A 15765-nucleotide genomic window follows, 5' to 3' on the forward strand; every position below is an offset into this window, starting at 1 on the left:
GCCGTCCAGACTAGCCGCCGCCACCGACGACCGAGCCGGGAAGCCGGGCGGGCGATCAGCCGTCGGCGTGCAGCGCCGGGTCGACGTCGAGGCCGTAGATCGCTTTGCCGGTCCCCCACACGGCTGCCGCTCCGGCTCGCAACAGGTCGACGGGATCGTCCCCGGCGGACAGCACGCGCACCACGTGACCGCGGACCGCGACGCTCGCGGCGCGGACGGTCACGACGTGGACGTCCTCCTCGTCGTGCTCGACGGTCTCGGGGTAGGGCTGCAGCAGCTCTCGGAGGTCGCCGACGATGAAGTCGGGTCGGGACTTCACGTCGGCCGCCAGGACCTGCTTCGCGCCGTCGATGCCGGTCAGCACGAGGACGGAGGTCAACCCCGCCGCGTTGGCCCCGACGATGTCGGTGTCGAGGCGGTCGCCGATGAAGGCGGCCACGGTCGCCCCGAAGCGTTCGACGGCGGCCGCGAAGATCGGCGTCTCGGGCTTGCCCGCCGTCACGGGCAGCCGTCCGACGGCGGTGTGCACCGCCGAGACGAGCGTCCCGTTGCCGGGTGCGATCCCGCGCTCCTGCGGGATGGTCCAGTCGGTGTTCGTCGCGATCCAGGGGATGCCCGTGTGCAGGGCGTACGACGCCTCGGCCAGCTGCGCCCACCCGACGTCGGGGCTGAACCCCTGCACGACCGCCGCCGGCGCGTCGTCGGCCGAGCGGGTCACGACGAACCCCTCGGCCTCGATCACCGACGTCAGTCCTTCCCCGCCGACGACGAGGACCGTCGCCCCGGCGGGGACCGCGTCGACCAGGAGGCGCACCGCGGCCTGCGGGGACGTCACCACGTCGTCCGCCCCCACCTCGAGCCCGTAGCCCGACAGTTGCGAGGCCACGGCCTCGGCCGTGCGCGAGGCGTTGTTGGTGATGTAGCCGACCCGGCGGGTCCTGGCCACGTCGGTCAGGCTCTCGACCGCGTGGTCGATCGCGTGCCGGCCGCGGTAGACGACCCCGTCGAGGTCGGCGAGGACGGTGTCGACGCCGTCGAGGGGGGTCCGGGCGTCAGCCACGGTGCTCGTCGGCGCCGTCGTCCTGCGCAGTCGTCTCGGGATCGGCAGTCTCATCGTGCTGGTGGTCCTCGTCGTCGAGCGTCTCGGGGTCGTCGTCGGCGGGCGTGACGTCCGCGGCGTCGGCGTCGCTCGTCTCGGTCGACACGACGACGTTGGTGTCGCTGGTCTCGGTCGACACGTCGACGTCGACCTCCTCGTCCAAGACGCCTTCCTCGCCGATCTCGTCGAGGCCGCCTTCGGCGTCGAGGCCGACCGGAGGCTCGTCGGCCACATGGACCTCGATCTCCTCCTCGACGATCTCGACGGTCTCACCGTCGGCACCTCCGTGCTCGAGCGCGGCCAGGGCGTCCTCGGCACGGTCGGCCAACTCGAGCCACTTCTCGCCCTCGTCGGGTCGGCCGAGGTCCTCGAGCACCGTGCCGTAGGCCGCGAAGAGGGCCGGGCTGTAGCTGAAGGCCTTGGTCCGGTCGAGCTGCGGGATCTCGAGCTCGCCGAGAGCCGCCTGAGGCTGACCGAGGTCGAGACGCGCGCCCGACATGGCGATCGCCAACGACACACGGACCTGCGGGTCGAGCGTGGACACGTCGACGGATCGCCCGAGCTCGAGGGCACGCTCGGGGCGACCGAGACCGCGTTCGCTGTCGACCATCAGCGGCAGCTGGTCGTCGCGGCCGGAGATGCGGCGGTACGTGCGCAGCTCTCGAAGGGTCAGCGCGTAGTCCCCCACCTGGTACGCGGTGATGGCGATCGTCTCTCGGACCACCGAGATGCGCCCGGCACGTCGGCCGGCCGACAGGGCGTGCTTGTGGGCCTCGGCAGGGTCCTCGTCGATGAGTCGACCGGCCATCACGAGATGCTTGGCGACCCAGTCGGCGTTCTCCTTGCTGAGCGTCTTGAGTTCGCCGCGTGCGACCTTGTCGAGGTCGCGGGGCTCGACGTCGTCGGGAACGTGCGCGACCTCCTGGGCGGGACGCACGGACTTGATGCCGAACGGGTCGCGGTCCTCGGGGGTCTCGCGGGGCTTCCACCCGTCTCGCCGGTCCCCGCGCCCCGTCGAGCCCGCACGAGGCCCGCCACTGCGACGGTCGTCACCACCGGGACGACCGGTGCGCTGGGGACGGTCTCCGTACGACGGCCGATCGCCACGCTGCGGACGATCACCGTACGACGGCCGATCACCACGCTGCGGACGATCACCGTACGACGGCCGATCACCACGCTGCGGACGATCACCCGACGACGGCCGATCCCCACGCTGCGGACGATCGCCCGAGGGACGACCACCGGCGGGCCGACCGCCGGTCGGGCGGTCCCCGCGGGGCGGCCTGGCTCCAGTCGGGCGGTCTGCTGCGCCGCGACCCCGATCACCGGACGAGGGGCGGTCGCCGCCACGATCAGAGTCGCGGCGGCCGGACCCAGAAGAGGGGCGGCGCGGGCCGTCCGTGCGGTCGTCGTCGTCGCGATCAGTCACCGAAGTGCTCCTCTGTTGTTCTCTGCCAGCTGTCGAGTTGTGAAGGGACGACTCTACCAAAGCGACCCCGAACCGCGGGAGGTGCGGTTCGACCACTCGAGAGATCGCCCCGAACGCAGAAAAGCCGCCCCACTGGGGCGGCTCTTCTGGTGTTGCATGTGCTGTTCGCACTAAAAGGAGTCCGGCGGTGTCCTACTCTCCCACAAGGTCCCCCTTGCAGTACCATCGGCGCTGAGAGTCTTAGCTTCCGGGTTCGGAATGTGACCGGGCGTTTCCCTCTCGCTATGGCCGCCGAAACATCTACCACACACCATGTCTGGTGGTGAAGTCTGTTTCAGACCATGCGCCAAACCGTAAGGTGTGGCGTCTTGTCTGTGTTTAGTTGTTGTGTGTTTCGTTGTTCCCGACCGTATTTCGGGAACCACATAGTGGACGCAAGCAGCTTTCCCCCGCCTCTACAGGGAGGGAGTGTTGTCAAGTTATCGGCTTATTAGTACCGGTCAGCTCCATGGGTCGTTAGTCCCCACTTCCACATCCGGCCTATCAACCCAGTAGTCTAGCTGGGAGCCTCTCACCCCGAAGGGTATGGAAATCTCATCTCGAAGCCGGCTTCCCGCTTAGATGCTTTCAGCGGTTATCCGTTCCGAACGTAGCTAATCAGCGGTGCCCTTGGCAGGACAACTGACACACCAGAGGTTCGTCCATCCCGGTCCTCTCGTACTAGGGATAGATCTTCTCAAATTTCCTACGCGCGCAGCGGATAGGGACCGAACTGTCTCACGACGTTCTAAACCCAGCTCGCGTACCGCTTTAATGGGCGAACAGCCCAACCCTTGGGACCTACTCCAGCCCCAGGATGCGACGAGCCGACATCGAGGTGCCAAACCATGCCGTCGATATGGACTCTTGGGCAAGATCAGCCTGTTATCCCCGAGGTACCTTTTATCCGTTGAGCGACAGCGCTTCCACAAGCCACTGCCGGATCACTAGTCCCGACTTTCGTCCCTGCTCGACTTGTCAGTCTCACAGTCAAGCTCCCTTGTGCACTTACACTCGACACCTGATTGCCAACCAGGTTGAGGGAACCTTTGGGCGCCTCCGTTACTTTTTGGGAGGCAACCGCCCCAGTTAAACTACCCACCAGGCACTGTCCCAGAACCGGATCACGGTTCGTAGTTAGATATCCAAAGTGACCAGAGTGGTATTTCAACAATGACTCCACCTGAACTAGCGTCCAAGCTTCACAGTCTCCCACCTATCCTACACAAGCCACTCCGAACACCAATACCAAGCTGTAGTAAAGGTCACGGGGTCTTTCCGTCCTGCTGCGCGTAACGAGCATCTTTACTCGTAGTGCAATTTCGCCGAGTTCGCGGTTGAGACAGCTGGGAAGTCGTTACGCCATTCGTGCAGGTCGGAACTTACCCGACAAGGAATTTCGCTACCTTAGGATGGTTATAGTTACCACCGCCGTTTACTGGGGCTTAAATTCTGAGCTTCGCTTGCGCTAACCCTTCCTCTTAACCTTCCAGCACCGGGCAGGCGTCAGTCCGTATACATCGTCTTGCGACTTGGCACGGACCTGTGTTTTTAGTAAACAGTCGCTTCCCACTGGTCTCTGCGGCCTTTCCCGCTCCGGGAGTAAATCCCATCACGGTTCCGGCCCCCCTTCTCCCGAAGTTACGGGGGCATTTTGCCGAGTTCCTTAACCACGATTCTCTCGATCTCCTTGGTATTCTCTACCTGACCACCTGAGTCGGTTTGGGGTACGGGCGGCTTGAACCTCACGTCGATGCTTTTCTCGGCAGCATAGGATCACTGATTTCCCCCAATCGGGGTACGCATCGGATCTCAGGCGCATTGACGACGGATTTGCCTATCGTCAGCCCTACATCCTTACACCAGGTTCACCTTACGGATACCATCGCCTGGCTCAGCTACCTTCCTGCGTCACACCTGTTAATACGTTAACCGCACCAGCATGGGGTCGAGCGTTAGACCGGCCGGCATCACCCCGAAGGGATCCACTCAGCCGGGTTAGGACTCTTAGCACCACTGGATTAGCTTGGGCGGTTCTTCGCCGGTACGGGAATATCAACCCGTTGTCCATCGACTACGCCTGTCGGCCTCGCCTTAGGTCCCGACTTACCCAGGGCGGATTAACCTGGCCCTGGAACCCTTGGTCTTTCGGAGGACGGGTTTCTCACCCGTCTTTCGCTACTCATGCCTGCATTCTCACTCGTGTGGCCTCCACGGCTGGTTTACACCGCCGCTTCACTGGCCACACGACGCTCTCCTACCACTCCGTACGACTGAACCACGAAGGCTTGTCTATAATACGAAATCTACAATTTTGGTGGTGTGCTTGAGCCCCGTTACATTGTCGGCGCGGAATCACTTGACCAGTGAGCTATTACGCACTCTTTCAAGGGTGGCTGCTTCTAAGCCAACCTCCTGGTTGTCTATGCAACTCCACATCCTTTCCCACTTAGCACACGCTTAGGGACCTTAGTTGGTAGTCTGGGTTGTTTCCCTCTCGACGATGAAGCTTATCCCCCACCGTCTCACTGCTGCGCTCTCACTTACCGGCATTCGGAGTTTGGCTGACGTCAGTAAGCTTTTGGGCCCCATCGGCCATCCAGTAGCTCTACCTCCGGCAAGAAACACGCAACGCTGCACCTAAATGCATTTCGGAGAGAACCAGCTATCACGAAGTTTGATTGGCCTTTCACCCCTATCCACAGCTCATCCCCTCAGTTTTCAACCTAAGTGGGTTCGGTCCTCCACGACGTCTTACCGTCGCTTCAACCTGGCCATGGATAGATCACTTCGCTTCGGGTCTAGGACATGCGACTGTATCGCCCTATTAAGACTCGCTTTCGCTACGGCTACCCCACACGGGTTAACCTCGCCACATATCGCTAACTCGCAGGCTCATTCTTCAAAAGGCACGCTGTCACCCCTACAAGGAGGCTCCAACGGTTTGTAAGCAAACGGTTTCAGGTACTATTTCACTCCCCTCCCGGGGTACTTTTCACCTTTCCCTCACGGTACTTGTCCGCTATCGGTCATCTGGGAGTATTTAGGCTTATCAGGTGGTCCTGACAGATTCACACGGGATTTCTCGGGCCCCGAGCTACTTGGGATACCCATTCAGCCAGCGCCAGCATTTCGGCTACGGGGTTCGCACCCTCTATGACCAGCCATTCAAAGCTGTTCGCCTATACTGCGCTGTAACTGCTCCTGTCCGGCAGAACAGGACAACGGGTCCCACAACCCCGACCATGCAACGACCGCCGTCTATCACACATGACCGGTTTAGCCTCTTCCGATTTCGCTCGCCACTACTGACGGAATCACTGTTGTTTTCTCTTCCTGTGGGTACTGAGATGTTTCACTTCCCCACGTTCCCTCTACCCGCCCTATATATTCAGGCGGGAGTCACCAGACATAACGCCTGGCGGGGTTTCCCCATTCGGAAATCCTCGGATCAGGGCTCGATTATCAGCTCCCCGAGGCTTATCGCAGATTTCTACGTCCTTCTTCGGCTCCAGATGCCAAGGCATCCACCGTTTGCTCTTAGAAACTTGACCACAAAGTTGCTGCCAGCCAAAGACCGGCAGCGTCAGTGTTATCTCATTCGCCAACCACACCCCGAAGGGCGGGTTGGTCTAAGAAATTGCACTTAGTATCACAAACAACAACCAACCCGAAGGCCGGCAATTCTTTGCGACTAAGATGCTCGCGTCCACTGTGTAGTTCTCAAAATACGGGCGGCACCATGATCACCCTGCCATTGATGCAGGACTTTCATGGCCCAGAGGTAAAACCCCCACACCAAGTGTGGGTGCTTGGTCCCTCAGGACCCAACAGCGTGCATGCCCTCCACCTTGAACACCCTCACCTTCCAGACACCACGAAGGTGCCGTACTAGCGCTGATGCTCTCCGCAAAGAGCCATCGTCAATGTTCCACCCATGAGCGCCGGCCGAAGACATTCGCTTCGAAACCGACTTGACCCGAAACTCCCCGTGTAAACAGCGGGGCGGGTACATGCTCCTTAGAAAGGAGGTGATCCAGCCGCACCTTCCGGTACGGCTACCTTGTTACGACTTAGTCCTAATCACCGATCCCACCTTCGACAGCTCCATCCACAAGGGTTAGGCCACTGGCTTCGGGTGTTACCGACTTTCATGACTTGACGGGCGGTGTGTACAAGGCCCGGGAACGTATTCACCGCAGCGTTGCTGATCTGCGATTACTAGCGACTCCGACTTCATGAGGTCGAGTTGCAGACCTCAATCCGAACTGAGACCGGCTTTTTGGGATTCGCTCCACCTTACGGTATCGCAGCCCTTTGTACCGGCCATTGTAGCATGCGTGAAGCCCAAGACATAAGGGGCATGATGATTTGACGTCATCCCCACCTTCCTCCGAGTTGACCCCGGCAGTCTCCTATGAGTTCCCACCATAACGTGCTGGCAACATAGAACGAGGGTTGCGCTCGTTGCGGGACTTAACCCAACATCTCACGACACGAGCTGACGACAACCATGCACCACCTGTATACCGACCTTGCGGGGCGACCATCTCTGGACGTTTCCGGTATATGTCAAGCCTTGGTAAGGTTCTTCGCGTTGCATCGAATTAATCCGCATGCTCCGCCGCTTGTGCGGGCCCCCGTCAATTCCTTTGAGTTTTAGCCTTGCGGCCGTACTCCCCAGGCGGGGAACTTAATGCGTTAGCTGCGACACGGAGACCGTGGAATGGCCCCCACATCTAGTTCCCAACGTTTACGGCGTAGACTACCAGGGTATCTAATCCTGTTCGCTCCCCACGCTTTCGCTCCTCAGCGTCAGTTACGGCCCAGAGATCTGCCTTCGCCATCGGTGTTCCTCCTGATATCTGCGCATTCCACCGCTACACCAGGAATTCCAATCTCCCCTACCGCACTCTAGTCTGCCCGTACCCACTGCAGGCTGGGGGTTGAGCCCCCAGATTTCACAGCAGACGCGACAAACCGCCTACGAGCTCTTTACGCCCAATAATTCCGGACAACGCTTGCACCCTACGTATTACCGCGGCTGCTGGCACGTAGTTAGCCGGTGCTTTTTCTGCAGGTACCGTCACTTTCGCTTCTTCCCTACTAAAAGAGGTTTACAACCCGAAGGCCGTCATCCCTCACGCGGCGTTGCTGCATCAGGCTTTCGCCCATTGTGCAATATTCCCCACTGCTGCCTCCCGTAGGAGTCTGGGCCGTGTCTCAGTCCCAGTGTGGCCGGTCACCCTCTCAGGCCGGCTACCCGTCGTCGCCTTGGTGAGCCATTACCTCACCAACTAGCTGATAGGCCGCGAGTCCATCCTTGACCAAAATTCTTTCCAACTCCTAGCCATGCGGCTGAAGCTCGTATCCGGTATTAGACGCCATTTCTAGCGCTTATCCCAGAGTCAAGGGCAGGTTACTCACGTGTTACTCACCCGTTCGCCACTAATCCCTGGAGCAAGCTCCAGTTCATCGTTCGACTTGCATGTGTTAAGCACGCCGCCAGCGTTCGTCCTGAGCCAGGATCAAACTCTCCGTAAAAGAAAAAACAGCACAACCGGAATAGGCCATGACTGCTGAATTTGATGCTGACTAAAGAACAAAACAATCTGACGATTGTTGTTGTCCATCAATCTCAAAGAAACCTAAACACCACTCACAACCCCACCAAACGGTGAAGCCACAAGCAATGCCAGGGTATAATTTGGCATTTGACAATGTGCACGCTGTTGAGTTCTCAAGGACCAAACGCACTCGAGACCCAGTCTTGTTAGACCCTCGCTCGAAGCTGCTGTGGAACCATACCATCCTGGTGGACCAAGTCAAACCGACTCGATTTCCGATCTCCAACTCGTGAAGACCAGCGCCTGGAAGAACCAGAGGATGGATTTGAAACCCTACCACACGATTCTCTCGTCGTAAACGACGTGATCTCGGGGAGGATGTCACCACTTGAGGCCGGTGAGCTCCGGATCGGGACCATCTCTGGTCGCTGTCCTGGCCGCTCCGCCGCACCTTTGGGCTGACTCGGATTACTTTACACAGGCCGTCGGCCCCACCCCCAAATCTCCACGCATCCCGGGCGTGTCGCGGTTGCGAGGCCCGGAAACTCGGGCATCCGGTTGCCGTCCGCCCCTCCGGACGCAGAGAAGCCCGCACTCCTCGACGAGGAGTGCGGGCTTCTGGGCGGACCGGACGGCTGCCGGTTCAGACCTTGACGGTCACGCCGGCCAACGTCTTCTTGCCCCGCCGGAGCACGACGACTCCCCCGGGCAGTTGAGAGTCGGCCACGAGTGCGTCGCCGTTCTCGACCCTGGCGTTGTTCACGTACACGCCGCCCTCGGCGGTGGCGCGACGCGCCGCCCCGAGCGACGTGACGAGACCCGAGTCCACGAGGGCTTGCGCGACCGTGGTGGACGAATCGGCCGTGGCGGCCGGCAACTCGGCGATCGCGCTCCGCAGGGTCGACCCGTCCAGGAGGGCGAGGTCGCCCTGGCCGAAGAGGGCCGCGGCGGCGTCGATGGCCGAACGGGTGGCCGCGGTGCCGTGGACCAGGGACGTGACGTTCCAGGCCAAGGCGCGCTGCGCCTCCCGACGGAAGGGTTCGTCGGCGACGGCCGTGGCGAACCGCTCGATCTCGGCGCGCGAGAGGAACGTGAACACCTTGAGCCGCGAGACGACGTCGGCGTCGTCGGTGTTGAGCCAGAACTGGTACATGGCGTAGGGGCTGGTCAGCTCGGCGTCGAGCCAGACGGCGTTGCCTTCGCTCTTGCCGAACTTCGTGCCGTCGGTGTTCGTGATGAGCGGGGTGCCGATGGCGTGCACCGAGACGCCCTCGGTGCGGCGGATGAGCTCGGTGCCGCTCGTGAGGTTGCCCCACTGGTCGCTGCCGCCGGTCTGGAGCACGCAGCCGTGGCTGCGGTAGAGCTCGCGGAAGTCGAGGCCCTGAAGGATCTGGTAGCTGAACTCGGTGTAACTGATGCCGGCGTCCGAGTTCAGCCGGGCGGCCACGGCGTCCTTCTTGAGCATCGTGCCGACGCGGAAGTTCTTGCCGATGTCGCGCAAGAACTCGATGGCGCTGAGCGGTGACGTCCAGTCGAGGTTGTTGACCACGCGGAGGCCGTTGTCACCGTCCGGTGACAGGAACTTCTCGACGTGCACGCGGATGCGGTCGACCCACTCGGCGGTCTGCTCCGGCGTCTTGAGCACCCGCTCGGCGGTGGGTCGAGGATCGCCGATGAGACCGGTCGAACCGCCCACGAGGCCGAGCGGCCGGTGACCGGCGAGCTGCAGGCGGCGCATCGTGAGCAACTGCACGAGGTTGCCGAGGTGGAGGCTCGGCGCCGTCGGGTCGAATCCGCAGTAGTACGTGATCGGGTCGCCCGCGAGCAAGGTCTTCAGTGCGTCGGCGTCGGTCGAGACGTGCACCAGGCCGCGCCACTGCAACTCGTCCCACACGTCGTCGAACGACGGGTCGTTGCTCTGGGCTGCCAGCACGTCGGCGGTCGTTTCACTGGTCACGCGCGACACGCTACCAGCGGCCGCGGTCCCCCTCGTCACGCCCCACCGCGTCGGCGGGACACCGCTGCCCGGTAGGGCGAGACCGTCGGGTCGCCCTCGAGCGAGAACCGCCAGGGGAAGGCGTCGCCGCCGGCGTGACCCGACACACCGACGCGGGGGCCGGCGGCGACGGGGCCGACCGGTGCGGACGGGAGTCGCAGCCGGAACCGCGCCTCCTGACCGGGGGCGTCGTCGACGAGGCGCGAGCCGTCGTCGCCGAGCTCGATGCCGAGGGCGGAGCCGAGCCGACCGGGCCCACGGGCGAGGTCGGCCGGCGATCGTGACGTCGTCCGACGGCTCCGTGCCTCGTCGAGGCCGGCCACGACCTCACCCGCCCTCAGGAGGACACCGGATGCGTACCCCTCGGGACCGCACACGATGTTGACGCATCGGTGGATGCCGTACGACAGGTACACGTAGAGGGTGCCGGCGTCCTCGAACATGCTGCCGTTGCGCGCCGAACGACCGCGGTGCGCGTGCGAGCCGGGGTCCTGACCCTGGCCGTGGTACGCCTCGACCTCGGTCAGGCGGACCCCGACCCGCCCGGACCAGAAGACCGAGCCGAGGAGGCGCGGCGCGACCTCCAGCGCCGGCTCGGCCAGCAGCCTCGCGAGGCTGTCGTCGGCGGTCGTCGCGCTCACCGCCCCCTCGTGCCCACGCCGCTCAGAAGAATCGTTGCCCGCTGGCGAGCGTGATCACCACGACGGCCACGAGGACGGCCACGGCGAGGGCGACGACGACCGGCACGACCCAGGCGCGGGTCGGCCGGTCGTCGCCCGGCCCGGTGCGGCGAGGGCTCACGCCGCCACCGGGTCGAGGGCCTGGACGAGGTGACGCATCTGCTCGGTGAGCTGCGCGAGCTGCTCGGCCACCCGTTCGGGAGCCGTGCCCCCGGCGCCGCGGCGACTCGCGATGGACCCCTCGACCGTCAGGACCGGTCGGATCTCGCCGGTGAGGTGCGGCGAGATCGCTCGGTACTGCTCGTCGGTGGGCTCGTGCAGCTCGAGGTCGTGCTGCTCGCAGAACCTCACCAGTTCGCCGCTGATCTCGTGCGCGTCGCGGAAGGCGACACCCTGGCGGACCAGCCACTCGGCGACGTCGGTCGCGAGCGAGAACCCCTGCGGGGCCAGCTCGGCCATGCGGCCTTCGTCGAAGTCGAGCGTCGCCACCATGCCCGTGAAGGCCGGCAGCAGCACCTCGAGCTGGCTCACCGAGTCGAAGACCGGTTCTTTGTCCTCTTGCAGGTCGCGGTTGTACGCCAGCGGCAGCCCCTTGAAGGTCGCCAGCAGACCCGTCAGGTTGCCGATCAGTCGACCGGACTTGCCTCGTGCCAGCTCGGCGATGTCGGGGTTCTTCTTCTGCGGCATGATGCTCGACCCGGTCGAGAAGGCGTCGTGCAGCCGGACGAAGCCGAACTCGCGGGTGTTCCAGAGGATGATCTCCTCGGCGAGGCGCGAGAGGTCGATGCCGATCGAGGCCGTCACGAACGCGAACTCGGACACGACGTCACGACTGGCCGTCGCGTCGATCGAGTTCTCGGTCGTGCGGTCGAACCCCAGTTCGGTCGCGACCGACAGCGGGTCGAGACCGAGCGAGCTGCCGGCGAGGGCACCTGCACCGTAGGGCGACGCACCGGCTCGGCGTGACCAGTCGCGCAGGCGCTCGAGGTCGCGGACCAGGGGCCAGGCGTGGGCCAGGAGGTGGTGCGCCAACAGGACCGGCTGGGCGTGCTGGAGGTGCGTCCGACCGGGCATGACGGCCGTCGGGTGGGCGGTCGCCTGGCCCGCGACGGCGTCGACCAGGTCGACGACGTGCCGGCCGATGACTCGGGCGTGGTCGCGCAGGTACAAGCGCACGAGGGTGGCGATCTGGTCGTTGCGGCTGCGGCCCGCCCGCAGCTTGCCTCCGAGCTCGGGGCCGGCGATGCCGATGAGACCCCGCTCGAGGGCGGAGTGCACGTCCTCGTCGGACTCGGACGCGGTGAAGGTGCCGTCGAGCACGTCCGACTCGAGACGGTCGAGCGCCGCCACCATCGCGTCGAGCTCGGCGGCGTCGAGGTAGCCCGCCGCCGCCAGAGCCCGGGCGTGCGCCCGGGACCCGGCGATGTCGTACGAGGCGAGCTGCCAGTCGAACTGCGTGGACTTGCTGAGCGCCGCGAGCTCGGCGGACGGCCCGGAGGCGAAGCGGCCGCCCCAGAGGGCGCCCGCCTCGCCTGCGCGCTGGTTGCCGCCGGGCCCGTCACCGGCCCCGTTCTCGCCGGTCACGCCCCGTGGGCCAGGTCGCGACGAGCCGAGATCTTGCTCGGCAGCGACCAGATCTCGATGAATCCCTTCGACAGCGACTGGTCGAAGGTGTCGCCCGTGTCGTAGGTCGCGAGGTCGAAGTCGTAGAGGCTCGCGTCGCTCCTCTGGCCGGTGACGACGGCGCGACCACCCTGCAGCTTGAGGCGGATCTCGCCCGACACGTACTTCTGGGTGTCGTCGATGAAGACGTCGAGCGAGCGCTTGAGACCCGAGAACCAGAGGCCGTCGTAGACGAGGTTCGACCACTCGGCCTCGACTCCGCGCTTGTAGCGGCCGAGGTCGCGCTCGATGGTCAGGGCCTCGAGCGCCTCGTGCGCGGCGATCAGGGCCATCGCGCCGGGCGCCTCGTAGACCTCACGGCTCTTGATGCCGACCAGGCGGTCCTCGACGACGTCGATGCGGCCGACGCCGTGCTTGCCGGCCAGCTCGTTCATGCGCTCGACGATGCCGAGGGGGGTGAACGCCACGCCGTCGATCGCGGTCGGCACGCCGGCCTCGAACGTGATGACGACCTCGTCGGCGTCACGGACGACGGCCGGGTCCTGCGTGTACTCGTACAGGTCCTCGATCGGGGCGTTCCAGGGGTCCTCGAGGAAGCCGGTCTCGACCGCGCGGCCCCAGACGTTCTTGTCGATCGAGTAGGGGTTCTTCGCGCTCTGACGGATCGGGAGGGCGTGCTCTTCCGCGTAGACGATCGCCTTGTCACGGGTGAGGGCGAGGTCTCGGACGGGGGCGATGCTCGTGAGGTCGGGGGCCAGGGCCGCGACGGCCGCCTCGAAGCGGACCTGGTCGTTGCCCTTGCCCGTGCAGCCGTGCGCGACGCTGTTCGCACCCAGCTCTTTCGCGACCGACGCCAGGTGACGTGCGATCAGCGGACGGCTGAGGGCCGAGACCAGCGGGTAGGTCTTCTGGTACAGCGCGTTGGCCTTGAGTGCCGGCATCAGGTAGTCCGTGCCGAACTCCTCCTTGGCGTCGACGACGACGGACTCGACGGCGCCGCAGTCGAGGGCGCGTTGACGGATGTCCTCCATGTCCTCTCCGCCCTGTCCGACGTCGACGGCCAGGGCGACGACCTCCTTGCCGGTGGCGTCGGCCAACCAGCCGATGCCGACCGAGGTGTCGAGGCCTCCTGAGTATGCGAGGACGACGCGTTCCGCCATGGTTCTCCTTGTGTGGTGTGGGTGTGTCTACGAGTGTGTGGTGGTGGGTGCGCTCAGCGGGCCAGCAGCCAGGTGAGCAGCGCCTTCTGAGCGTGCAGCCGGTTCTCGGCCTCGTCCCAGATGACGCTGGTGGGGCCGTCGATGACGTCGGCCGTGACCTCGTACCCGCGGTCGGCGGGGAGGCAGTGCAAGAAGATCGCGTCCGCGTCGGCCCGGGCCATCAGCGCCTGGTCGACCTTGAACGACCCGAAGACGGCGACGCGCTCGTCCTTCTCGTCCTCTTTGCCCATCGACACCCAGGTGTCGGTCACGACGACGTCGACGCCGGTGACCGCCTCGACGGCGTCGGTCGTGACGAGCACCGAGCCGCCCGTCCGGGCCGCGATCGCCTCGGCGTCGGCCACCACGGTCGGGTCGGGCAGGAAACCCTCGGGTGCGCCGATGCGGACGTGCATGCCCGCGGTGGCGCCCGCGAGCAGGTAGGACTGGCCCATGTTGCAGCGGCCGTCGCCGACGAACGCGACCGTGAGCCCGGCGAGCGTGCCCTTCTTCTCGCGGATGGTCTGCAGGTCGGCCAGCAACTGGCACGGGTGGAAGTCGTCGCTCAGGGCGTTGACGACGGGGACGGTCGTCCCCGCCGCCATCTCTTCGAGGCCGGACTGCGCGTAGGTGCGCCAGACGATGGCGGAGACCATGCGCTCGAGCACGCGGGCCGTGTCCGACGGCGTCTCCTTGCCGCCGAGCTGGCTGTTCGCCGTGGCGATGATCAGCGGGCTGCCGCCGAGGTCGGCGATGCCGACGGCGAACGACACCCGGGTGCGCGTCGACGACTTGTCGAAGATGACGGCGACGGTCTGCGGGCCGGCGAGCGGCCGCTGCGACCAGCGGTCGCGCTTGAGCTCGTCGGCGAGGTCGAGGACCTCGAGCTGCTCGGCCGTCGTCAGGTCGTCGTCCCGGAGGAAGTGGCGGGTCATTCGAGGCCTTTCAGGACGGTGGTCATGATCTGGATGAACTCGGCGATCTCGTCGTCGCCGACGATGAGCGGAGGCGCGAGACGGATGCTCGAGTCGTTCGGTGCGTTGACGATGAGGCCGGCCTCGAGGGCGTCGGCCGCGATCCGTGCCGCCACGGGCTGGGTCAGGCCCAGGCCGATCAGGAGTCCGGCGCCCCGGACCTCGCCGACGAGGGGCGAACCGATCGCCTCGACGGCCGCCCGCAGCTGGTCACCTCGGACGATCGCGTTGAGCACGAGCTGGCTCGCCTCGATCTCTCCGAGCACGGCGTTAGCCGCGGCGGTGGCGAGCGGGTTGCCCCCGAAGGTGCTGCCGTGCTGCCCGGCCTCGAACAGGTCGGACGCGTCACCGAAGGTGATGAGCGCACCGATCGGGACTCCCCCGGCGATGCCCTTGGCCACCGTGATGGCGTCGGGGACGAGGTCGTGCTGCTGGAACGCGAACCACGAGCCGGTCCGGCCGATGCCGGTCTGGATCTCGTCGAGGATCAGGAGGGCACCGTGTCGGGTGGTCAGTTCTCGCGCCCGCTCGAGGTAGCCGTCGGGCAGGTCGACGACGCCGGCCTCGCCCTTGATCGGCTCGACGAACAGTGCCGCGACCGTGTCGTCGAGGGCCGCTTCGAGGGCCTCGATCGTCGTGTCGATGTGCTCCACCCCGGGCATCATCGGCTCGAAGGGCTCACGCAGCGCGGGCTTGCCGGTCAACGCGAGCGAGCCCATCGTGCGGCCGTGGAACGAGTTCTGCAGGGCGAGGATGCGCGTGCGCGAACCGTCGCCGCGGTTGAGGCGGGCCAGCTTGACCGCGGCCTCGTTGGCCTCGGCCCCGCTGTTGCCGAAGTAGACGCGCCCCCGCTCGCCGGCGCCGCTGATGCGGGTCAACCGTTCGGCGAGCTCGACCTGGGGGGCCGTCGCGAAGTAGTTCGAGACGTGGATCAGCTTGCTCGCCTGCTCGCTCAGCGCCTCGACGAGCACCGGGTGGGCGTGCCCGAGGGCGTTCACCGCGATGCCGGCCAGGAAGTCGAGGTAGCGCTTGCCGTCGACGTCCCAGACCTGGCAGCCCTCGCCCCGGTCGAGCATCACCTTCGGCGTGGACAGCGAGCGCATCATCGAGTCGCCGAATCGGCGCTGCCAGGTACCGCCTTGGGTCTGGATCATGG

At 64.9% G+C, this 15765-nt stretch carries 9 protein-coding genes and 3 rRNA genes; all 12 read right to left on the reverse strand.

The features are described from left to right. Positions 1-55 precede the first annotated feature (55 nt). The 12 genes from AC3CCI_RS01275 to AC3CCI_RS01330 all read right to left on the reverse strand — a co-directional run bounded on the left by AC3CCI_RS01275 (position 56) and on the right by AC3CCI_RS01330 (position 15763). Positions 56-1060, reverse strand: a complete 1005-nt coding sequence (locus AC3CCI_RS01275) for an HAD-IIA family hydrolase (RefSeq protein WP_488627869.1) — start codon at positions 1058-1060, stop codon at positions 56-58. Then, positions 1053-2036: a hypothetical protein gene (locus tag AC3CCI_RS01280; RefSeq protein WP_488627870.1), complete on the reverse strand. Its 984-nt coding sequence runs from the start codon at positions 2034-2036 to the stop codon at positions 1053-1055. Before AC3CCI_RS01280 ends, AC3CCI_RS01275 begins: the two co-directional genes overlap by 8 nt. Before the next feature lie 674 nt (positions 2037-2710). Continuing rightward, positions 2711-2827, reverse strand: a 5S ribosomal RNA gene (gene rrf, locus AC3CCI_RS01285). A gap of 174 nt (positions 2828-3001) precedes the next feature. Further along, a 23S ribosomal RNA gene (locus tag AC3CCI_RS01290) occupies positions 3002-6124 on the reverse strand. A 470-nt stretch (positions 6125-6594) separates the two neighbouring features. Next, positions 6595-8114 (reverse strand): 16S ribosomal RNA (locus AC3CCI_RS01295). The 16S, 23S and 5S rRNA genes sit together here, the layout of an rRNA operon. Before the next feature lie 666 nt (positions 8115-8780). After that, positions 8781-10094, reverse strand: a complete 1314-nt coding sequence (gene tyrS, locus AC3CCI_RS01300; RefSeq protein ID WP_488627871.1) for a tyrosine--tRNA ligase — start codon at positions 10092-10094, stop codon at positions 8781-8783. Positions 10095-10129: 35 nt separating this feature from the next. Further along, entirely contained in the window at positions 10130-10774 is a 645-nt protein-coding gene (locus AC3CCI_RS01305) for a DNA-3-methyladenine glycosylase (protein ID WP_488627872.1), read from the reverse strand. Between the two features lie 22 nt (positions 10775-10796). Further along, positions 10797-10934 carry a hypothetical protein gene (locus AC3CCI_RS01310; protein ID WP_488627873.1) on the reverse strand — a complete coding sequence of 46 codons (138 nt, stop codon included), beginning with the start codon at positions 10932-10934 and terminating at the stop codon, positions 10797-10799. Beyond that, on the reverse strand, positions 10931-12397 hold the full coding sequence (argH, locus tag AC3CCI_RS01315; RefSeq protein WP_488627874.1) for an argininosuccinate lyase: 1467 nt from the start codon (positions 12395-12397) through the stop codon (positions 10931-10933). The genes AC3CCI_RS01310 and argH overlap by 4 nt, the downstream gene beginning before the upstream one ends. Further along, positions 12394-13596 carry an argininosuccinate synthase gene (locus tag AC3CCI_RS01320; RefSeq protein WP_354595648.1) on the reverse strand — a complete coding sequence of 401 codons (1203 nt, stop codon included), beginning with the start codon at positions 13594-13596 and terminating at the stop codon, positions 12394-12396. The genes argH and AC3CCI_RS01320 overlap by 4 nt, the downstream gene beginning before the upstream one ends. Before the next feature lie 53 nt (positions 13597-13649). Next, positions 13650-14570 (reverse strand): ornithine carbamoyltransferase, encoded by a 921-nt coding sequence (gene argF / locus AC3CCI_RS01325; RefSeq protein WP_488627875.1) that lies wholly within the window; start codon positions 14568-14570, stop codon positions 13650-13652. After that, the gene (locus tag AC3CCI_RS01330; protein WP_354595650.1) at positions 14567-15763 is read right to left on the reverse strand and encodes an acetylornithine transaminase; all 1197 of its coding nucleotides are present in this window, start codon (positions 15761-15763) and stop codon (positions 14567-14569) included. Before AC3CCI_RS01330 ends, argF begins: the two co-directional genes overlap by 4 nt. Positions 15764-15765 lie beyond the last annotated feature (2 nt).

It is taken from the genome of Frigoribacterium sp. CF331 (genome assembly GCF_057787905.1).